Here is a 19,127-nt window from a genome sequence, read left to right on the forward strand (position 1 = left end):
GCCTTTACTCGATGATGCTGGCGACGACGCCGGCGCCGACGGTGCGGCCGCCTTCGCGGATCGCGAAGCGGAGGCCTTCGTCCATCGCGATCGGCGCAATCAGGTGCACCTCCATCGAGATGTTGTCGCCCGGCATCACCATCTCGGTGCCCGCCGGCAGCTGCACGGTGCCGGTAACGTCGGTCGTGCGGAAGTAGAACTGCGGGCGGTAGTTGGTGAAGAACGGCGTGTGACGGCCACCCTCTTCCTTGGTCAGGATGTAGGCCTCGGCCTTGAACTTGGTGTGCGGGGTGATCGAACCCGGCTTGGCCAGAACCTGACCGCGCTCGACTTCCTCGCGCTTGGTGCCGCGCAGCAGCGCGCCGATGTTGTCGCCCGCCTCGCCGCTGTCCAGCAGCTTGCGGAACATCTCGACGCCGGTCACCGTCGTCTTCACCGTCGGCTTCAGGCCGATGATCTCGACTTCCTCGCCCACCTTCACGATGCCGCGCTCGACACGGCCGGTCACCACGGTGCCGCGGCCCGAGATCGAGAACACGTCTTCGATCGGCATCAGGAACGGACGATCCTTCGGACGCTCCGGCTGCGGGATGTACTCGTCCACCGCCTGCATCAGCTTCAGGATCGCGTCATGGCCGATCTCCGGCTGCTTGTCTTCCAGCGCGCAGAGCGCCGAGCCGCGGATGATCGGGATCTTGTCGCCCGGGAACTGGTAGGAGGTCAGCAGCTCGCGCACTTCCAGCTCGACCAGGTCGAGGAGCTCCGGGTCGTCCACCATGTCGACCTTGTTCATGAATACCACCAGGGCCGGCACGCCGACCTGGCGCGCCAGCAGGATGTGCTCGCGGGTCTGCGGCATCGGGCCGTCGGCCGCCGAGACCACCAGGATCGCGCCGTCCATCTGCGCCGCACCGGTGATCATGTTCTTCACGTAGTCGGCGTGACCCGGGCAATCCACATGCGCGTAGTGCCGGTTCTTGGTCTCGTATTCGACATGCGCGGTCGAGATCGTGATGCCGCGGGCGCGCTCTTCCGGCGCCTTGTCGATCTGGTCGTACGCCGTGAACGTCGCGCCGCCGGTCTCCGCCAGCACCTTCGTGATCGCCGCCGTCAGCGACGTCTTGCCGTGGTCAACGTGACCGATCGTGCCAACATTGCAATGCGGCTTGTTCCGCTCAAACTTAGCTTTCGCCATTGGACTGCTCCGTTCCTAGCCGCGTTACGCCATCTTGGCGCGGACTTCGTCCGCAACCGCCTGCGGCACTTGCTCATAATGATCGAAGGTCATCGTGTACTGCGCGCGTCCCTGGCTCATCGAGCGCAGGTTGTTCACGTAGCCGAACATGTTGGCGAGCGGCACCATGGCGCTGACGACCTGCGCGTTGCCGCGGCTGTCCATGCCCTGCACCTGGCCGCGCCGGCTGTTCAGATCGCCGATCACGTCGCCGAGATAGTCTTCCGGGGTCACGACCTCGACCTTCATCATCGGCTCGAGCAGTTTCGGGCCGGCCTTCGGAATGCCTTCGCGGTAGCAAGCGCGCGCGGCGATGTCGAAGGTCATGACGTTCGAGTCAACGTCGTGGTACTGGCCGTCGATCAGGGTCGCCTTGAAGTCGATCATCGGGAAGCCGGCGATGACACCGGACTCCTTGGCGAGCTTCAGGCCCTTCTCGACGCCCGGGACGTATTCCTTGGGCACGGTGCCGCCGACCACGTCGTTCTCGAACACGAAGCCGCTGCCCGGAGCCAACGGCTCGAAGCGGATCTTCACCTTCGCGAACTGGCCGGAACCGCCGGTCTGCTTCTTGTGGGTGTAGTCGTGCTCGACGGTCTTGGTGATGGTCTCGCGGTACGCCACCTGCGGCGCGCCGACATTGGCCTCGACCTTGAACTCGCGCTTCATGCGATCGACGATGATCTCGAGATGAAGCTCGCCCATGCCCTTGATGATGGTCTGGCCGCTCTCGTGATCCACGGAGACGCGGAACGAGGGATCTTCCTGCGCCAAGCGGTGCAGGGCGACGCCCATCTTCTCCTGGTCGGCCTTCGACTTCGGCTCGACCGCGACCTCGATGACCGGATCCGGGAATTCCATGCGCTCCAGCACGATCGGGTGCGCGGGATCGCAGAGCGTGTCGCCGGTGGTGGTCGCCTTCAGGCCCGCGAGCGCCACGATGTCGCCGGCGCGGGCTTCCTTGATGTCTTCGCGGCTGTTGGCGTGCATGGCGAGCATGCGGCCGACCCGCTCCTTGTCGCCCTTCACGGTGTTCATGACCTGGGTCGCGGCATTCAGCACGCCGGAATAGACGCGCACGAAGGTCAGCGAACCGACGAAGGGATCGGTCATGATCTTGAAGGCGAGGCCCGAGAACGGCTCGTCGTCGGAGCTCTTGCGGGTCATCTCCTTGTCGCCGTCCACTTCCACGCCCTTCACATCGGGCACGTCCAGCGGCGACGGCAGGAAATCGATCACGGCGTCCAGCATCGGCTGCACGCCCTTGTTCTTGAACGCGGAGCCGCACAGCACCGGCACGAACGAACCGGCGATGGTGCCCTTGCGGATCAGCTTCTTCAGCGTCTCGAGATCCGGCTCCTTGCCCTCGAGATAGGCTTCCATGGCCGCATCGTCGGTCTCGACCACCGCCTCGATCAGCTGGTGGCGGTAGTCGGCGGCCTGTTCCTTCATGTCGTCCGGAATGTCGCCGACCACGAACTCGGCGCCCAGGCTCTCATCCTTCCAGATGATGCCCTTCATCGCCACGAGATCGACCAGGCCGGCGAAATCGCTTTCGACGCCGATCGGCAGATGGACGACCAGCGGCTTGGCGCCGAGGCGGTCCTTGATCATCTGGACGCAGCGGTAGAAGTCGGCGCCGATGCGGTCCATCTTGTTGACGAAGCAGATGCGCGGCACGCCGTACTTGTCGGCCTGGCGCCACACGGTCTCGGACTGCGGCTCGACGCCGGCAACCGAGTCGAACACGGTCACGGCACCGTCGAGCACGCGCAGCGAGCGCTCGACTTCGATGGTGAAGTCGACGTGGCCCGGGGTGTCGATGATGTTGATGCGGTGCTCGCGCCAGAAACAGGTCGTCGCGGCCGAGGTGATGGTGATGCCGCGCTCCTGCTCCTGCTCCATCCAGTCCATGGTGGCAGTGCCCTCATGGACTTCACCGATCTTATAGGACTTGCCGGTGTAATAGAGGATCCGCTCCGTGGTCGTGGTCTTGCCGGCATCGATGTGGGCCATGATGCCGATGTTGCGGTAGCGGTCGAGTGGAGTGGTGCGCGCCATGATGCGTTCCTAAGCCGCCGTCTCTACCAGCGGTAATGCGAGAAGGCCTTGTTGGCCTCCGCCATGCGATGGGTGTCTTCGCGCTTCTTCACCGAGGCGCCGCGGTTGTTGGCGGCGTCCAGCAGCTCGGCGGCGAGACGGTCGGTCATGGTCTGCTCGGAACGGCCGCGCGCGGTCGCGATGATCCAGCGGATCGCCAGCGCCTGGGCGCGGTCCGGGCGGACTTCGACCGGCACCTGGTAGGTCGCACCGCCGACGCGGCGGGAGCGGACTTCGAGATGCGGCTTCACGTTGGTGAGCGCCTCGTGGAAGGCCTTCACCGGGTCGCCCTTGGACTTCTTCTCGACCTGGGACATGGCGCCGTAGACGATGGTCTCGGCAGCCGACTTCTTGCCCTGGTACATGAGGCAGTTCATGAACTTGGTGAGCACGATATCGCCATACTTGGCGTCCGGCAGAACTTCGCGCTTCTCAGCAGCGTGACGACGGGACATTTCGCGTTCTCCTTACTTCGGCCGCTTCGCGCCGTACTTCGAACGGCGCTGCTTGCGGTCCTTGACGCCCTGGGTATCGAGCGTGCCGCGGATGATGTGGTAGCGAACGCCCGGCAAATCCTTCACGCGGCCGCCGCGGATCATGACGACCGAGTGTTCCTGAAGGTTGTGGCCTTCGCCGGGGATGTAGGAGGTGACTTCGAAACCGTTGGTGAGGCGGACGCGGGCGACTTTACGGAGCGCCGAGTTCGGCTTCTTCGGGGTCGTCGTGTAAACGCGGGTGCAAACGCCACGCTTCTGCGGGTTCGCCTGGAGAGCCGGCACTTTGTTTCGCCCAACCAGCGGCGAGCGCGGCTTACGGATCAATTGGTTGATCGTCGGCATTACTTCGTCCTCACCTCGTGCGCGTCCGGACCGTGTCCATCAGGCGCTTTTCCAAACAGCGATACGCGAAACGACCGACATCCAGGCCTGCCCTCTCGGGCTATACCTCGATGCGGTCTCTTTGTACGCCTGCCCTCAAACTGAGAGAGCTATGTAATTTCAATGCTTTGTAGGGGGGCAGCGTCTGGTTCGTTGCATCCCGGAGGACGACTGGAACCACCACCTGCCCCGTCAAAGGCGCGCGGAATATATTGATTCGGGGATGGGGCGTCAAGGAAAAGCGCAGAGGTTAATTCGCTAGCGAAACCAGCAGCTTAGCTCGAGTCTTGCGAATCTGTGCACCCACCTATTCCAGGCCCCGGATCCCGCCCTCCGGACCCGCAGAACCCACGCGACCTCTACTCCAATGTGAGCTTGCAAACATAGTTAAACTTGTCCCGGAAGGACGCCAGTCATAGCCTCGTTATCCGGGTATGCGGTGCGGGTGAGGTTGGGCGTGCGTCTCTGGGGCTTTCTCTCCTTATTATTGATGTGTCAGCTGGCCTGGACCGGCCCGGCGGCGGCCGAGCCGCGGGTGGCGCTGGTAATCGGCAACAGCAACTACGGCGCCGCCTTCAGCAGCCTTCCCAACCCCAAGAACGACGCCCAGCTGATCGCCAAGGCCCTGAAAGGTGCCGGCTTCGAGGTCAATATGGTGCTCGACGCCGACCAGAAGCAGATGAAGCGGGCCTTCGCCGATTTCGGCGAGACGCTTGCCGCCAAGGGCAAGGACGCCGTCGGCCTCTTCTATTATGCCGGCCATGGCGTTCAGGTGAACGGCGCCAACTATCTGATCCCCACCAACGCCGATATTGCCAAGGAGGGCGATGTCGAGATGGAGGCGGTCAACGCCGACTGGGTCCTGCAGCAGATGGAGTTCGCCGAAAACCGGATGAACATCATCATCCTCGATGCCTGCCGCAACAACCCGCTGCCGGCCGGCAAGCGCTCGGCCGAGAAGGGCCTGGCGCGCATGGATGCGCCGAAGGGCAGCTTCCTCGCCTATTCGACCGCGCCGGGGGACGCCGCGCTGGACGGCAAGGGCTCGAACAGCCCCTATTCCGCCGCCCTGGCCAAAGCGATCGAGAGCGACCGGGTGCCCCTCGAGCAGCTGTTCCGCAACGTCCGCGTCAACGTGATGAACGCGACCGGCGAGAATCAGGTGCCCTGGGACGCCTCGTCCCTGACCGGCGAGTTCTACTTCAAGCGTCCCGACGGATCGGCGCCGGCGCAGCAGAGCGCCGCCCTCGCGCCCGCGCCGCAACCGGCCGCGCCGAGCGGTGGCGACGCCGTCGACACCAGCCGCACGCCGGAACCCGCGATCGCGGCCGGCAAGGTGTTCCGCGATTGCCCGGATTGTCCGGAGCTGGTCTCGATCCCGGCGGGCAGCTTCAGCATGGGCTTCGGTCCCGGCGACCAGGCCGATCGTCCGGAAGAGAAGCCCACCCACAAGGTTGCGGTCAAACCCTTCGCCATCATGACCAAGGAAGTCACCCGGGATCAGTTTGACGCCTTCGTCCTGGCCGCCGCGCGCGACACCAGCGGCGGCTGCCAGCAGTCGGATGGCGGAAACGGCAAATGGGATGAGAAGGGCGACTACCTGCATCCGGGCATCGAGCAACAGGGCAACCATCCCGTGGTCTGCGTCAGCGGCTACGATGCCGCCGATTACGCGGCTTGGCTCAGCGACAAGACCGGCAAGCATTACCGCCTGCCGACCGAAGCCGAATGGGAATATGCCGCGCGCGCCGGCAAGAAGACGTCCTATCCCTGGGGCAACGACATCAGCGCGAACGCCTGCCGGTTCATCAATGCCATGGATCAAAGCGGGCACAAGAAGTACCCGATCAACGAAGCCTTGAAGTGCGACGACAAGTTCACCACCACCGCCCCGGTCGGATCGTTCCCGGCCAATGCGTTCGGTGTCCATGACATGCTCGGGAATGTCTGGGAGCTGGTGAGTGACTGCTGGCACAACACCTACCAGGGTGCGCCGACCGACGGCTCCGCCTGGGCGGAGGGCTGCGAGACGCCGGTCGAAGGCAAAGCGGAGGATGGTCCGTTCCAGCCCATGCGCGGCGGCGCCTGGCTGGAGAATCCCTGGGATTCTCGGCTGAGCACCCGTTGGGCCGCCACCTCCAACGGACGGGAGTCGACCATCGGCTTCCGTCTGGTGCGGGATCTCGACTAGGATCGACTCTTCACCCTTCGGGCAGGAGCGCTCGGATCCATGGCGAAGCATCCGCTCCGGATCTTCTCCATCCTTCTTGTTCTGTTGACCGCGGCCGCAAATTCCGCCGTCGCCGAGACGCGCCTTGCGCTGGTGATCGGCAACGGCAGCTACGGCGGCGGGATCGGCCCGCTCGCCAATGCGCCGAATGACGCAGCACTCATCACCAAGGCGTTGCAGTCGGCCGGCTTCGCAGTCAACACGGTGATCGACGCCGACCAGAAGACGATGAAGCGCGCCTTCGCCGATTTCGGACAGTCGCTCGCGGCGGCCGGCACCGATACCGTCGGTCTCTTCTACTACGCCGGCCATGGCGTGCAGGTGGACGGCAAGAATTTTCTCATTCCGACCGGCGCCGCGATCGAAAGCCAGGCCGATGTCGAGATGGAGGCGGTCGACGCCAACTGGGTGCTGAAGCAGATGGAATATGCCGGCAACCGGATGAACATCATCATCCTCGATGCCTGCCGCAACAACCCGCTGCCCGCGACCACGCGCTCGGCGGCGGAGGACGGGCTGGCGCGCATGGATGCGCCGACCGGCAGCTTCATCGCCTATTCGACCGCGCCGGGGCAGGCGGCGCTCGACGGCAGCGGCAGCAACAGCCCCTATTCAGAGGCGCTGGCGGCCGCGATCGAGAGCAAGCAGCTGCCCCTGGAGCTGCTGTTCCGCCAGGTGCGGGTCGCGGTGATGAACGAGACCGGCAACAAGCAGGTGCCCTGGGACTCCTCCTCTCTCACCGGCGAATTCTACTTCAGGACGCCCAGCGATGGATCGGCGGGCGATACGACGGTCGCAACTGCAGCGCCGGCGCCGGCGCAAGTCGCCGCAGTCGAACCATCGCAGCCCCCGGTTACCCGCAGCCAGAGCCTGGCCCTGCCGGCGCCGCCCGGACAGCCCTTCACCGACTGCGCGGATTGCCCGGAGATGGTGGTGATCCCGGCCGGGCGCTTCCAGCTCGGCTCCGCCACTGCGGACGGAAACCACCGCGAGAATGAGGGACCGCAGACCGAGGTCACGATCCCCCTGCCCTTCGCGCTGATGACGACCGAGGTCACGCGCGACGATTACGCCGCCTTCGTGCTGCAGACCAAGCGCGAGCCCGAGAAAGGCTGCTTCATCGCCGATGGCGGCGACGGTGTCAGCGACCCCAATGCAGATTTCATGCGCCCCGGCATCGAGCAGGGCGGACGGCATCCCGCGGTCTGCGTCAGTTGGACCGACGCGCAGGATTACGCGGCCTGGCTCAGCCAGAAGACCGGCCGGAACTATCGCCTGCCGAGCGAGCAGGAGTTCGAATACGCCGCGCGTGCGGGGCGCAACGGCAGCTGGCCCTGGGGCGAGGAGCCTTTCGCCAAGAACGGCTGCCGCACCGCCAATGTCTTCGATGCCAGCGGCAAGACCAAGTATCCGCTGGTCGAAGACGGCATGCCCTGCGACGACGGCTTCGCGCAAACGGCGCCGGTGGATGCCCTGGCGGCGAATGCCTTCGGCCTCAAGGGCATGATCGGCAACGTCTGGGAATGGGTCGCGGACTGCTACCACCCGAGCTATGCCGGGGCACCCAACGACGGCACCGCCTGGATCGAGGACGGCTGCAGCGAGCGCGGCCTCCGCGGCAGCGGCTATCTCAACAACGCCTGGCAGAGCCGCTTCGCCATGCGGGACAAGGGCGGCCCGAACAGCCGCGAGGCCACGCTCGGCTTCCGCCTGGCGCGCGACCTCTAAAGCACCCGCCCGGCTTTCCATCGCCGCACCGCGTCTGCTATTGACGCAACAGCAGAGTGCGATGGGAAACGTCAGATGAGCTACGGTCTCTATATCGGCAAGAATCGGACCGCGGACGGGATCGCCTATCTCGCCGGCTACGGCGACGAGCCTTCCAGCCATTGGCTGGAGATCGAGCCGCGGCGCCGGCACGGCGCGGGCGAGATGATCACCGTCGGCGTGACACCGGCCGCCGACATGCCCGGCCTGCTGCTGGAGATCCCGCAGGTGCCGGAGACGGCACGGCATATTCGCGTCAGCTACAGCTACTACAAGGGCGTGCCGGCGCCGCTGACCAACGGCGGCCTGAACGAGCACGGCGTCGCGGTGCGCGACATCTGGTCGACCTCGCGCGCGGACTTGATTGCAATGACGCCGCCGACCCAGACCGGCCCGAACTACAGCGACCTCGCGCGCCTGGTGCTGGAACGCGCCCACAGCGCGCGCGAGGGCGTCGAACTCATCGCCGCGATGATCGCCGAGCACGGCTATGCGGATTACGGCGGCAATTCCCACCTGATCGCCGACCCCGACGAGGCCTGGGTGGTGATCGAATGTTCCGGCGCCCAGAAGCTCTGGGCGGCGGAACGCCTCGGCGCCGACAGCATCCGCGCTTCGCGCCCCGGCTTCATCGGCGTGATCCCGATCGAGCAGCCGGGCCATCCGGATTTCCTCTATGCACCGCACCTGGTCTCGTTCGCGCGTGAGCAGGGCTGGTATCAGGACGGTACGCCGTTCGATTTCAACCAGGTTTACGGCGACGGCAAGGGACCCTGGGCCGGCGTGCAATGGATCGAGGCGGAGATGCAGGCGCGGGCCGCGCGGCCGGAGAAGATCGGCCTACACGACATCTTCTGGGCGGTCCGCACCGAGAAGCTGACCGGCGACACCGCGGGCTACGGCCAGGTCATGCCGCTGCAGCATCCGCGCCACGACGCGCTGCGCACTCTCTGGCATACCCAGGTCGGCGCGGTCGCGGCACCCTTCGTGCCGGTCTTCATGGGCATGCGCGCGGTGCCGGAGGAGTATCGTCAGCATCGCTATCTCACCGCGGGCGAGGATGCGCGCTTCCTGGATCTGCGCCATGCACGCAACGGAAGACCGGACTCGGTCTCGACGGTGCCCCAGGGGATCGAGTCCACCCGCTCGGCCGCGGCCGTGTTCAAACGGTTGCTCTATCTCCTGTTCCAGAACCAGGAAGCCTTCCTGCCGGAGGTGACCGAAACCTGGACCGCGGTGGAGCGCCGCCTCGTCGCGGCCCAGCCCTCGGTGCTGCGCACCGCCGAAATCCTGCTCGCATCCGGCGAACCGGATCTGGCCTGCGGCTATCTGACCTACTACGGACAGAGCGAGCTGATGAGCGCCCTGGCGCTGGCGGAAGCGTTGGCTGCGAGCATTGAAGCCCGCACCCGGGCACGGTTCGGGATTCGGACCGATGCTGAGCCCGGCGCGCCGGAGCAGATTTGGTAAGTCATCCCTGCGCCCGGCGCCGCCGCTGAGATTTGCGCATGCCGCCGATCACCTTTCCGTGGGGATCCCGCCGGCCTTGAAGCGAAACTTGCTTGTCGACGGCGCGGCGCGAACTTCTATTGCACGCAACCGCCCGCCACATAAGGTGGTGTGAGAAGTGTAAAGACTTCTTGAACTTGCATTCACGGATTGCATGACTCGCATGCGCGGGGTGGCGTTGCCAATCCAATGCGCATCCTTCATTCACAGCGCCAATTGGAGGGCGCGCATCGAATCCGGTCGCGCCCATTTCATTTCCGATGACAAGGGTCGAATGCCAGCGGGCTGGATGCCGTGGGGGCAGCTGCGCCGCAGGAAAGCGAATCATGCCGAGTGCGTCTTTCAATCAGCGCGACCCGAGAACCGGTGCCGGTCGCGCCCGCATCGGCCGGATCGACATCGATCCGGCGGCGCGCCGCGAGATCGAGTCCGGCGCAGAGCCGTTCTGGGGCCAGTTGCTCCGCACCTGGGAATCCATTGCCGCGGCGAAGGGCCGCTATCCCGCGCGCAGCGAGATCGACCCGGCGGCGCTGGGCGTCAAGCTGCTGCCCAACGTGTTCCTGGTCGATGTGGTCGAGGTTCCGGGCCGGAGCGCACCGCGCTTCCGCTACCGACTGCTCGGCCAGGCGATCGTCGACCGCGAGCCGACCCGCGCCGGCGCCTATGTCGATGAGATCGGCACCACCGCCGATATCGTCGCGATCGAGCATCACTACATCAGCACGCTCGAGGGCAAGGTCTGGATCCGCGAATCCAGCCTGGCCTGGAGCGATCCGCGCGGCGGCTACCTGCGCTATCGCGTGATGATGCTGCCGCTTTCAGAGGACGGCGAGAGCGTCACCCATCTGATCGGTCTCGCGCTCTACGCCTTCTGACCGCGGCCGCGGAACAGCAGCCATAGGGCGATCGACATGTTGAGCAGGTTCCAGGCGATGCCGTTGAGAAACGCGGCGCTGTAGGAGCCGGTCCAGTCGAAGATCAGGCCGGTCATCCAGCCGCCGATCGCCATGCCGATCACGGTCGACATCAGCACCAGGCTGACCCGCACGCCGGCCTGCCGGGCCGGGAAATACTGCCGCACGATCAGCGCGTAGCTCGGCACGATCCCGCCCTGGCTCAAGCCGAACAAGGCCGACACGACATAGAGCGAGGTCAGGCCGTTGAACGGGATGTAGAACAGCAAGGTCACGCATTGCAGCACCGAGCCCAGGATCAAAGTGCCGACCCCGCCGATCTTGTCGGCGATCAGCCCCGAGCCCAGGCGACTGATCACGCCCATCCCCAGCATCACCGAGAGCATCTCGGCGCCGCGCGCCGGCCCGTAGCCGAGGTCGGTGCAATAGGCGACGATATGCACCTGCGGCATCGACATGGCGACGCAGCAGGCGACGCCCGCCAGCATCAGCAGCGGCTGCAGGAATTTCGGTGCCGGCAGCAGCTGATGCGCACTGGAGCCGTTGCCGCCACCGTTGGCGTTGACCGGATGATGGTCGGCGATCTCCGGCCGCCGCTTCAGGAACAAGGCCAGCGGCAGCATGGTGACGAGGCAGAGGATGCCGATGCCCAGATAGGCGTCGCGCCAGCCGTAGTGCGCGATCGCGTATTCCAGCAACGGCGGCCAGATCGTGCCGGCCAGATAGTTTCCGCTGGCGACGATCGCCACCGCGATGCCGCGGTTGCGGTGGAACCAGTGGGTGGTGTCGGCAACCAGCGGCCCGAAGGTGGCGCTGGAGCCGAGCATGCCGATCAGCACCGCCTGGATGGCGATGAACTGCCAATAGCTGGTGCTGAAGGCGCCGGCGATGAAGCCCAGGCCCAAGGTGGCGGCGCCGATCAGCAGCGGCAGCAGGATGCCGAACTTGTCGGCCAGCCTCCCCAAGGTGATGCCGCCGATCGCGAAGCCCACCATGGTCGCGGTATAGGGCAGCGATCCGCCGGCGCGCCCGACGTTGAACTCCTGCTCGATCGTGGTCAGCACCACGACCGGCGCCCAGAGCCCGATCCCGCCCACGGTCGCGAGGCCGAGCGAGGCCGCGACCCGGCCCCAGGCATAGAGACTGTCCGGCGCGTGCTGCGCTGTCATGATTTCCCCTGGCGATTCTTGGGCCGGATTGTCCGCGACAAATCGCCGATCTTGCTATGATATTTCCTCAGGGGGGCGACCGCGCCGATGGCGGGTCTGCTTAATTGTGAGGATACAATGGCTGGGAAATTGGCGGGCAAGGCGGCGCTGGTCACCGGGGCGACCTCCGGCATCGGACTGGCCATTGCCGAGCGCTTCGCCGCGGAGGGCGCGCGCCTGTTGCTGACCGGCCGGAACAGCGACAGCGGCGAACAGCTGGCGAAGAAGCTCGATGCCGGCTTCATCGCCGGCGATGTGACCGAGCCCGGCATCGCCGACCAGCTTGTGCAGGAGACCGTGCAGCGCTTCGGGCGGATCGACATCCTGGTCAACAATGCCGGCATCGTGCATCGCGGCACCGTGCTCGAAACCTCGGACGCGGACTTCGCCCGGGTCATGGGGGTCAACGTGGAGGCGGTGTTCCGCTTCTCTCGCGCCGCGGTGCGCCGCATGATCGCGCAGTTCGATGCCAGCGACCATGGCGGCGCGATCGTCAATATCGCGTCGGACTGGGCCTTCGTCGCCGGCCGGGCCGAGCTCGCCTATTGCACCTCGAAGGGCGCCGTCGTGCAGATGACCCGGGCGCTCGCCGTCGATCACGCGCGCCAGGGCATCCGCGTGAACGCGGTGGCGCCGGGCGATGTCGAGACGCCGATGCTGCTCTCCGGCATCACCCATCGCGGCAAGAGCGCCGCCGAGGGCTTGAAGGAGAACGGCGCCGTCATCCCGATGGGCCGGGTCGGCCAGCCGCCGGAGATCGCCGCCGCCGTCGCCTTTCTCGCCAGCGACGAGGCGAGCTTCATCACTGGCACCACCTTGCTGGTGGACGGCGGCAACACCGCAATCTGAAATTCAACGGGGAGACCACGGACACCATGCCCGGCCTTGCCATCAGCGATCGCGCCCGCAAGCTTTACCGCGAGGCCCTGGTCTGGGACGACCATGCCGGCTTCGACCCGGTCGGCGGCGCCCATCGCCTGGAAAACCTGCAGCGCTGGGCGAAATCCGGCGTGCACTACCTCTCGATCAATGTCGGCTATGACGTGATCGACTGGCAGGTGAGCCTCGCGGTCCTGGCCGGATTCCGTGCCTGGCTGCAGCAGCGGCCGGAGCAGTATCTGCTGGTCCGCACCGCCGAGGACATCCTGCAGGCCAAGGCGGCGGGCAAGCTTGCCGTCGCCTTCGACCTCGAAGGCATGAACGCGCTCAACGGCAGCGCCGACATGGTCAACGTCTATTACGAACTCGGCGTGCGGCAGATGCTGTTCGCCTACAATCTCAACAACCTGGTGGGCGGCGGCTGCCACGACGCCGATACCGGCCTCACCCCGCTCGGCCGCGCCGTGATCGCCGAGATGAACCGGGTCGGCATGCTGGTCGATTGCTCGCACAGCGCCTATCGCACCACCATGGAGGCGATGGAAGCCTCGGCGGCGCCGGTCATCTTCTCGCATTCCTGCGCCAAGGCGCTCTGGGGCCATGGCCGCAACATCACCGACGAGCAGATCAGGGCCTGTGCAAAGACCGGCGGCGTCGTCGGCATCAACGGGATCGGCAACTTCCTCGGCCGCAACGACATCAGCAGCAAGACTTTCGTCGACCATGTAGCCCATGTCGCCGGCCTGGTCGGCGCGGCGCATGTCGGCATCTCGCTGGACTATGCCTTCGATGCCGAGAACGTCGACGACCTGGTCAGCGGCAACAGCCGCTACTGGCCGAAGGCGGAGTACCAGACCGCCTCGCTCTACCTGCCGCCGGAGCAGCTGCCCGAGATCGTCGAGACCATGCTGCAGCGCGGCTTCAGCGACGCCGAGACGACCGGCATCCTCGGCGGCAATTTCCTGCGCGTGGCGAGGGCGGTCTGGAAATAGGCGGATGACCCTCAGGAATGGCCTGATCGTCGCGCTGGCGATCGCGCTGAGCTTCCTCGCGGTCTTGAATGCACCGCGCTTCGGCGGGCGCTACATCCTCAGCGACTGGGATCGCGACGCGGTGATGCACTCGGGCGAGACCCCGCAGACCGCACGGACCATCACCATCCTCTTCGTCGGCAACAGCTTCACCTCGGGCAACGATCTCGCGGCGATGCTGGTCAACATCGCCGCGGCGGATCCCGGCAACCCGGTGCAGCTCTCGGTCAAGGCCGTCACCTATCCGGGCGCCGACCTGCGCAGCATGCTGAAGCAGACCGACGCCCTGGCCTGGGCGCAGGCCAATCGCCCCGACTACGTGGTGCTGCAGGAGCGGAGCCTCTGGTACTCCTTGCCGCGCTGGGTCCAGCAGGCGCGCGAGAACGCGCTCGACTGGAACTATGCGCTGAGCCCGCTCAAGGCCCAGCCGATCCTGTTCGAGACTTGGCCGGATCTCGACGGCGCCCAGTCCTACACGGATCGCAGCTATTGCTGCTACGGCAAGACCTTCAAGGAAATGTCGGCCGAGGCCCAGCGCGCGACCGCGGCCTTGGCGCAAGAGCTGGGGATGCCGGTTGTCCGGGTGGCGCGATCCTACAGTTTTGCAGTGCAGGCGGGCGCCACGGATCTCTACCAGCGCGACCTGCATCACGCGAGCTACGCCGGCACCTATCTGGCGGCCCTCACCTTCTACCGCTACTTCACCCATCGCTCCGGTGCCGAGACCACTTATCGTCCCTTCGGCATGTCGGCCGCCGCGGCCGCGGTCCTGGTGCAGGCCGTCAACCGCTGAGCTATTGCCAGAGCGTGGTCAGCGGCCCGCCGGATCCGGAGACCGGGTCGGAATTGGGGAAGGACAGGGCCGCGATCCGCGCGATCATCTCCGGCGTCGCGGCATCGCGGTTGAGATCGGGCTGCTGGTTCGGCGGATAGGCGCCGACCACCAGGAAGCCGCCGGTCGATTCCAGCTTGCAATGCCCGGTGCCGGCCGGCAGCACCGCGACATCGCCGGCATTCACCGTGACCTCCACGCCGTCCGGCCCGCCCAGCAGCAGCCGTGCGCTGCCGCCGGCAAAGCCCAGGGCCTCATGCGCGCCGGTGTGATAGTGGTGATAGGCATAAACGCCGTTGCGCCAAGCCGAGGGCCAGCCGTTGCGGTCGAACATCGCCTCGAACTTCGCGGCGGGATCGCTGCCGGAGATTTCCACCGCGTTGCGATAGAGCAGCACCGGCAGGCGCGGGTTGTTGGGCGTCAGCTTGCCCGGCTGCAGCAGCAGGGTTTCCGGCTTCGACAGGGTCTGCACCATGGGGCGCTCCTCAGGCACGCAGATAGTTCTGAATGAGAACCGCGTCGATCTGCTCCGGTTGCATGAAGCGCTCCGCATATTGGCGATAAACACCCGAGGCCAGGAACAGATCGAAGACTTCCGGGTCGATATGCGCATTGTCGCGCATCCTGGCCATGATGGAAATCGATTCCGAAAGCGACTTCGCCTTCTTGTAGGGCCGGTCGGCGGCGGTCAGCGCCTCGAAGATGTCGGCCACCGCCATCATCCGCGCCGGCACGCTCATCTGCGCGCGCGTCAGCCGCTTCGGATAGCCGGTGCCGTCCATCTTCTCGTGATGCCCGCCGGCGATCTCCGGCACGTTGCGCAAATGCCGCGGCAGCGGCAGGCGGTTCAGCATGCGGATGGTCTCGATCATATGGGCGTTGATCTTGAACCGCTCCTCCTCGGTCAAGGTGCCGCGCTCGACGGTGAGATTGTAGATCTCACCGCGGTTGTAGAGCAGGTCGGGAACATCGACCTTGAAGCCCCAGGGATTGTCGGCCGTGATCCGGTCCCGCTCGCCGCGGACCATGACATGCTCCGGCCGGTCGGCGAGCAGCGGCTCCTGGACCGGCAGCGCCGGCGCCGGCGTGCGCGCCTTGCGCTCCGTCTCCTCGTGGGAGAGGCCGATCCGGTCGTCGAGCGTGCGGGTCCAGCGGCGCCCGGCGATCGCCTTCACCCGCGCGACCTTCTCCGGCGCCATGAACTCGCCGCCGAGGTTGCTTTCGGCGATGAAGGCGAACTCCTCGTCCAGGGTCTTCCACAACCGCTGCAAGGCCTGCAGCCGCTCCCGCCGCGCGTCGCCGTCGAGCCCGGCCTCGGCGATCTCCTTCCAGCAGGCCGCTTCCGCCTCGCGCTTGATCACCTCGAAACGCATGCGGACCTCGTGCAGCCGGTCGGTGATGGTCTCCAGCTTGGTCGCCTTGTCGATCACGAACTCGGGGCTGGTCACCTTGCCGCAATCGTGCAGCCATCCGGCGATGTGCAGCTCCTCCCATTGCTCGTCGCTGAGCTTGAAGCCCTTGAACGGGCCCTCGGTCGCCTGCTCCGCCGCATGGGCCAGCATCTCCACCAGCACCGGCACCCGCTGGCAATGGCCGCTGGTATAGGGGCTCTTGGCGTCGATCGCACCGGCCAGCAGCTCGATGATCGCCAGCATCAGCCGCTTCTGCTCCTCGATCAGGCGATTGGTCTCGATCGCCACCGCCGCGGTGCCCGAGACCGCCTCGACGAAAGCCTGCACGTCGGCCCGCGTCGCCTCCGCCTGGCGGATCTCCGGATTGTCGGACAGCATCAGTACGCCGACCAGGTCGCCTTCGCGATTCTTCAGGGGCACGGCCATTACCCGGAACGTCTGGCGATGCTCGAAGCCGGGATACCAGCGCTCGACCTGCTGCGGCGTGACCTCGGTCTCGATGGTGGCGCGGCGGGTCGCCGCCTGCACCGCCGGATGATCGTCATTCACGCCGGCACGGAGCGCCGGCGGCGGCGCGCCGCCGAGCTGGCGGCCGTCGAACCGCGCCAACGCGCCGATCAACGAGCCGTCGAGCTCGGAGAGATAGACGATGCCGCCGCGCGCCCCGGTCATGTTGATGGTCTCGGCGACGATCTCGTCCAGCAGGCGGTCGAACTTCTTCTCGCCGCCGAGCAGCGCGCCGATCGCCAGCAGCCGGCTGATCGTGTTCTTCATGGCACCCATTGCCACGGCCAGCCGGTCGATCTCGACCACGAAGGATTGCACGTCGAACGGCCGGTCGAACTTCAAGGCGTTGAAGTCGCGCGCCGCCTGGGTCAGGCGGTCGAGCGAGCGGCTGATCAACCGCGCGATGACCAGCGCCGCCAGGGTCGCGGCGGTGAGCGCCACCAGGCTGATCAGCAGCATCCAGGCGCGCTGCCGGTCGGCCTCGGCCAGGATCTCATCCTGCGGCGTGGCGATCGCCAGCGAGATCGGCTCGGTGCCGCTGATCAGCGGCGCGTAGAAGGTCTGCCACCGGGTGCTCCCGACATCGAAGCTGTTGGTCGCCGATTGCGATGCGTAGGCCCGCCCGGCGACCTGCTCCAGCACCGGCTGGTTCAGATCGGCGACGTTCGGCAGCACCGGCGCGCCCGCGGCATCGAGGATCGAGGGCAGCTTGCCCTCGCTGCTCGCCAGCACGTGCCCCTTCTCATCGACAATGGCCAGCAGCGATGACGGCGTCGCCTTCGACGCCTGCAGCACGTCCGAGAGCGAGTCCAGCGTGACATCCACGCCCACCGCCACGCCGCCGTCGGCGCTGCGCTCGCTGAAAGTGACGCCGATCTGCCGCGTCGTGAAGAAGAGATAGGGCGCGCTCATGGTCGGCCCCGGCCGCTGCATCGCCGCCTTGTACCAGCCGCGCTCGCGCGGGTCGTAGACATATCCCGGCATCAGCCGGTTCTCGAGCAAGACCATCTCGCTGTCGTAGAACAGATACCGTCCGACCGCCTTCCCGGCCGCATCATGCGTGATGCTCTGTGCCAGATAGGCTGCAGCTTGCGGCGGCGCGATCGAGCGCCCCCACTCCGACTTGGGATCGACGGTGCGCATCAAGATGAAGTCGCCGTCGTCATAGCCGACATAGACGGCCTGCAGCGCCGCCCCGCCTCGCAGCGCCTCGACCATGATCCGGGAGGTGGCGAATCGCGTCTCCTCGCTGCGCGCCGTCACCAGGTAGGAGCGCGAAAGCAGTCGCACGCTGAGGATCGCCGGCTCGGTGATGCGCCCAAGGCCCTGCCGGGTCTGCTCCCCGATGCGCTCGAACAGCGCACCCGCGGAGACCAGCAGCATGTTCCGGGTCTGGATGTACTGCGCCGTGATCGTGACCGCCGCGAAGGCGAACAGGAGCGCCACGAACAGCGTTGCTATGTAGGCGTAGAGCGAAAAGCCCTTGGGTTTGGGCCGCATGCCGGGCAATTCCCTGATGAGGAATTTATTCTACAGGCTCGGCGCGTGATTGTCATTCCTGCCCCAAAGCCCAAGGCCGCGCGCGGCCGTCTCAGCCCAGCTGATCGACCTGCGGCCCCCAGGTGTCCGAGAGCGCGAAACCACGCCGGAACGGATCGTCCGGGTCGAGGCGCAGCTCCTCGCGGCCGTAGATCCAGGCCTCGCCGGTGATGCGCGGCAGTACCGCGCGCCGGCCGGCGACTTCGGTCTCGCCGATCGCCTCGACCAGGAACTCGCCGCCGATGATCGAGCGCGAGCGCCGCACGTCGCCGGTCCTGATCTCGCCGCGCGCTTGCAGCACCGCGAGATTGGCTGAGCTGCCGGTGCCGCAGGGCGAGCGGTCGACCCGGCCGGGCTTCAAGGTCGTGCAAGTCCGGACCGCGCCGTCGGGATCGCGGCCGCGCAGCATCACATAGGCGATCTCGTTGATGCCGGCGTGCTCGGGATGCTGCACCTTGACCTGATCCGCCAGCAGCGCCTTCAGCTCGATGCCGGCGGCGGCCAGCTCGCACGCCCGGCCCGGCGCGATCTCCAGGCCGACCTGGTCGACATCGACGATCGCGTAATAGACTCCACCGAAGGCGATGTCGGCCTTGATCTTTCCCCAGCGCGGCGTCGCAATCACCTTATCCAGCGCTTCGACGAAAGCCGGCACATTGTCCAGCGAGACCGCGCGGCAGCGTCCGCCTGCGCAGCGCGCGCGGGCGGTGATCAACCCCGCCGGCGTGTCCAGCCGCAGGATCGTCTCCGGCTCCTGCATCTTAACCCGACCGCTCTCCAGCAGCGCGGTCACCACGCAGATGCAATTGCTGCCCGACATCGGGTGCGCGCGGTCCGCCTGCAGCACGATGAAGCCTGCATCCGCATCCGGCCGGGTCGGCGGCAGCAGCAGGTTCATCGACATGGCGGCGCCTGCCCTCGGCTCGAAGGTCAGGAAGCGGCGGAAGCTGTCATCGACCGTGTTGACGTGGTTCATCTTGTCGAGCGCGGTCCGGCCCGGAATCTCCGGCGCGCCGCCGACCACCACCTTGCCGATCTCGCCCTGGCAATGGACCTCGAGGATCTCGACCGAGCGATCCCACCGCAT

15 protein-coding genes are annotated in these 19,127 nt (G+C 66.4%); 7 read left to right on the forward strand and 8 right to left on the reverse strand.

All coding sequences use genetic code 11. From position 1 onward, the window contains the following. Positions 1 to 4: 4 nt before the first annotated feature. Genes tuf through rpsL form a run of 4 tightly spaced genes read right to left on the reverse strand, consistent with a single transcriptional unit; the run spans position 5 to position 4,173 of the window. A complete protein-coding gene (tuf, locus tag ACH2CY_RS22625) occupies positions 5 to 1,195 on the reverse strand; it encodes an elongation factor Tu (protein WP_395021912.1) in 1,191 nt (396 codons plus the stop codon). A 24-nt stretch (positions 1,196 to 1,219) separates the two neighbouring features. Continuing rightward, on the reverse strand, positions 1,220 to 3,295 hold the full coding sequence (gene fusA / locus ACH2CY_RS22630) for an elongation factor G (RefSeq protein ID WP_395021914.1): 2,076 nt from the start codon (positions 3,293 to 3,295) through the stop codon (positions 1,220 to 1,222). A gap of 23 nt (positions 3,296 to 3,318) precedes the next feature. Beyond that, positions 3,319 to 3,789 (reverse strand): 30S ribosomal protein S7, encoded by a 471-nt coding sequence (gene rpsG, locus ACH2CY_RS22635; protein WP_395021915.1) that lies wholly within the window; start codon positions 3,787 to 3,789, stop codon positions 3,319 to 3,321. A gap of 12 nt (positions 3,790 to 3,801) precedes the next feature. Continuing rightward, positions 3,802 to 4,173, reverse strand: coding sequence for a 30S ribosomal protein S12 (rpsL, locus tag ACH2CY_RS22640; RefSeq protein WP_395021916.1), 372 nt, complete (start codon positions 4,171 to 4,173; stop codon positions 3,802 to 3,804). A gap of 496 nt (positions 4,174 to 4,669) precedes the next feature. Here rpsL and ACH2CY_RS22645 point away from each other — a divergent pair, with 496 nt between their 5' ends. The 4 genes from ACH2CY_RS22645 (at position 4,670) to ACH2CY_RS22660 (ending at position 10,593) form a co-directional block, all read left to right on the forward strand. After that, a complete protein-coding gene (locus tag ACH2CY_RS22645; RefSeq protein WP_395021917.1) occupies positions 4,670 to 6,403 on the forward strand; it encodes an SUMF1/EgtB/PvdO family nonheme iron enzyme in 1,734 nt (577 codons plus the stop codon). 39 nt (positions 6,404 to 6,442) lie between these two features. Further along, the gene (locus ACH2CY_RS22650) at positions 6,443 to 8,170 is read left to right on the forward strand and encodes an SUMF1/EgtB/PvdO family nonheme iron enzyme (protein ID WP_395021919.1); all 1,728 of its coding nucleotides are present in this window, start codon (positions 6,443 to 6,445) and stop codon (positions 8,168 to 8,170) included. A gap of 75 nt (positions 8,171 to 8,245) precedes the next feature. Continuing rightward, positions 8,246 to 9,679, forward strand: coding sequence for a C69 family dipeptidase (locus tag ACH2CY_RS22655; protein WP_395021920.1), 1,434 nt, complete (start codon positions 8,246 to 8,248; stop codon positions 9,677 to 9,679). 365 nt (positions 9,680 to 10,044) lie between these two features. Beyond that, entirely contained in the window at positions 10,045 to 10,593 is a 549-nt protein-coding gene (locus tag ACH2CY_RS22660; protein WP_395021922.1) for a hypothetical protein, read from the forward strand. Here the strand turns inward: ACH2CY_RS22660 and ACH2CY_RS22665 are convergent. Then, positions 10,581 to 11,801: an MFS transporter gene (locus tag ACH2CY_RS22665; protein ID WP_395021923.1), complete on the reverse strand. Its 1,221-nt coding sequence runs from the start codon at positions 11,799 to 11,801 to the stop codon at positions 10,581 to 10,583. The genes ACH2CY_RS22660 and ACH2CY_RS22665 overlap by 13 nt on opposite strands. A gap of 117 nt (positions 11,802 to 11,918) precedes the next feature. Between ACH2CY_RS22665 and ACH2CY_RS22670 the strand changes: the two genes are divergently transcribed. From ACH2CY_RS22670 to ACH2CY_RS22680, 3 genes are read left to right on the forward strand one after another with little or no spacing between them, the layout of a single operon-like run. Beyond that, the gene (locus ACH2CY_RS22670; RefSeq protein WP_395021924.1) at positions 11,919 to 12,689 is read left to right on the forward strand and encodes an SDR family NAD(P)-dependent oxidoreductase; all 771 of its coding nucleotides are present in this window, start codon (positions 11,919 to 11,921) and stop codon (positions 12,687 to 12,689) included. Positions 12,690 to 12,715: 26 nt separating this feature from the next. Next, positions 12,716 to 13,711 carry a dipeptidase gene (locus ACH2CY_RS22675; RefSeq protein WP_395021925.1) on the forward strand — a complete coding sequence of 332 codons (996 nt, stop codon included), beginning with the start codon at positions 12,716 to 12,718 and terminating at the stop codon, positions 13,709 to 13,711. Positions 13,712 to 13,715: 4 nt separating this feature from the next. Next, positions 13,716 to 14,543 carry a DUF4886 domain-containing protein gene (locus tag ACH2CY_RS22680; RefSeq protein WP_395021926.1) on the forward strand — a complete coding sequence of 276 codons (828 nt, stop codon included), beginning with the start codon at positions 13,716 to 13,718 and terminating at the stop codon, positions 14,541 to 14,543. Between the two features lies 1 nt (position 14,544). Here the strand turns inward: ACH2CY_RS22680 and ACH2CY_RS22685 are convergent, their stop codons facing one another. The 3 genes from ACH2CY_RS22685 to ACH2CY_RS22695 all read right to left on the reverse strand — a co-directional run bounded on the left by ACH2CY_RS22685 (position 14,545) and on the right by ACH2CY_RS22695 (position 19,127). After that, positions 14,545 to 15,057, reverse strand: a complete 513-nt coding sequence (locus ACH2CY_RS22685; protein ID WP_395021928.1) for a cupin — start codon at positions 15,055 to 15,057, stop codon at positions 14,545 to 14,547. Between the two features lie 10 nt (positions 15,058 to 15,067). Continuing rightward, the gene (locus tag ACH2CY_RS22690) at positions 15,068 to 18,001 is read right to left on the reverse strand and encodes an HD domain-containing phosphohydrolase (RefSeq protein ID WP_395021929.1); all 2,934 of its coding nucleotides are present in this window, start codon (positions 17,999 to 18,001) and stop codon (positions 15,068 to 15,070) included. A gap of 91 nt (positions 18,002 to 18,092) precedes the next feature. Beyond that, positions 18,093 to 19,127 carry a proline racemase family protein gene (locus tag ACH2CY_RS22695; protein ID WP_395021930.1) on the reverse strand — a complete coding sequence of 345 codons (1,035 nt, stop codon included), beginning with the start codon at positions 19,125 to 19,127 and terminating at the stop codon, positions 18,093 to 18,095.

This window comes from Dongia sp. (assembly GCF_041905885.1).
Taxonomy (GTDB): domain Bacteria; phylum Pseudomonadota; class Alphaproteobacteria; order Dongiales; family Dongiaceae; genus Dongia.

What these genes read in the sequence shown, in the direction of transcription:
- ACH2CY_RS22670 (WP_395021924.1), top strand. Translation starts at nt 11,919, where the DNA reads ATGGCTGGGAAATTGGCGGGCAAGGCGGCGCTGGTCACCGGGGCGACC.
- ACH2CY_RS22680 (WP_395021926.1), top strand. Translation starts at nt 13,716, where the DNA reads ATGACCCTCAGGAATGGCCTGATCGTCGCGCTGGCGATCGCGCTGAGC.
- ACH2CY_RS22665 (WP_395021923.1), bottom strand. Translation starts at nt 11,801, where the DNA reads ATGACAGCGCAGCACGCGCCGGACAGTCTCTATGCCTGGGGCCGGGTC.
- rpsL (WP_395021916.1), bottom strand. Translation starts at nt 4,173, where the DNA reads ATGCCGACGATCAACCAATTGATCCGTAAGCCGCGCTCGCCGCTGGTT.
- ACH2CY_RS22675 (WP_395021925.1), top strand. Translation starts at nt 12,716, where the DNA reads ATGCCCGGCCTTGCCATCAGCGATCGCGCCCGCAAGCTTTACCGCGAG.
- ACH2CY_RS22655 (WP_395021920.1), top strand. Translation starts at nt 8,246, where the DNA reads ATGAGCTACGGTCTCTATATCGGCAAGAATCGGACCGCGGACGGGATC.
- ACH2CY_RS22685 (WP_395021928.1), bottom strand. Translation starts at nt 15,057, where the DNA reads ATGGTGCAGACCCTGTCGAAGCCGGAAACCCTGCTGCTGCAGCCGGGC.
- ACH2CY_RS22690 (WP_395021929.1), bottom strand. Translation starts at nt 18,001, where the DNA reads ATGCGGCCCAAACCCAAGGGCTTTTCGCTCTACGCCTACATAGCAACG.
- tuf (WP_395021912.1), bottom strand. Translation starts at nt 1,195, where the DNA reads ATGGCGAAAGCTAAGTTTGAGCGGAACAAGCCGCATTGCAATGTTGGC.
- ACH2CY_RS22660 (WP_395021922.1), top strand. Translation starts at nt 10,045, where the DNA reads ATGCCGAGTGCGTCTTTCAATCAGCGCGACCCGAGAACCGGTGCCGGT.
- rpsG (WP_395021915.1), bottom strand. Translation starts at nt 3,789, where the DNA reads ATGTCCCGTCGTCACGCTGCTGAGAAGCGCGAAGTTCTGCCGGACGCC.
- ACH2CY_RS22650 (WP_395021919.1), top strand. Translation starts at nt 6,443, where the DNA reads ATGGCGAAGCATCCGCTCCGGATCTTCTCCATCCTTCTTGTTCTGTTG.
- ACH2CY_RS22695 (WP_395021930.1), bottom strand. Translation starts at nt 19,127, where the DNA reads ATGCGGTGGGATCGCTCGGTCGAGATCCTCGAGGTCCATTGCCAGGGC.
- fusA (WP_395021914.1), bottom strand. Translation starts at nt 3,295, where the DNA reads ATGGCGCGCACCACTCCACTCGACCGCTACCGCAACATCGGCATCATG.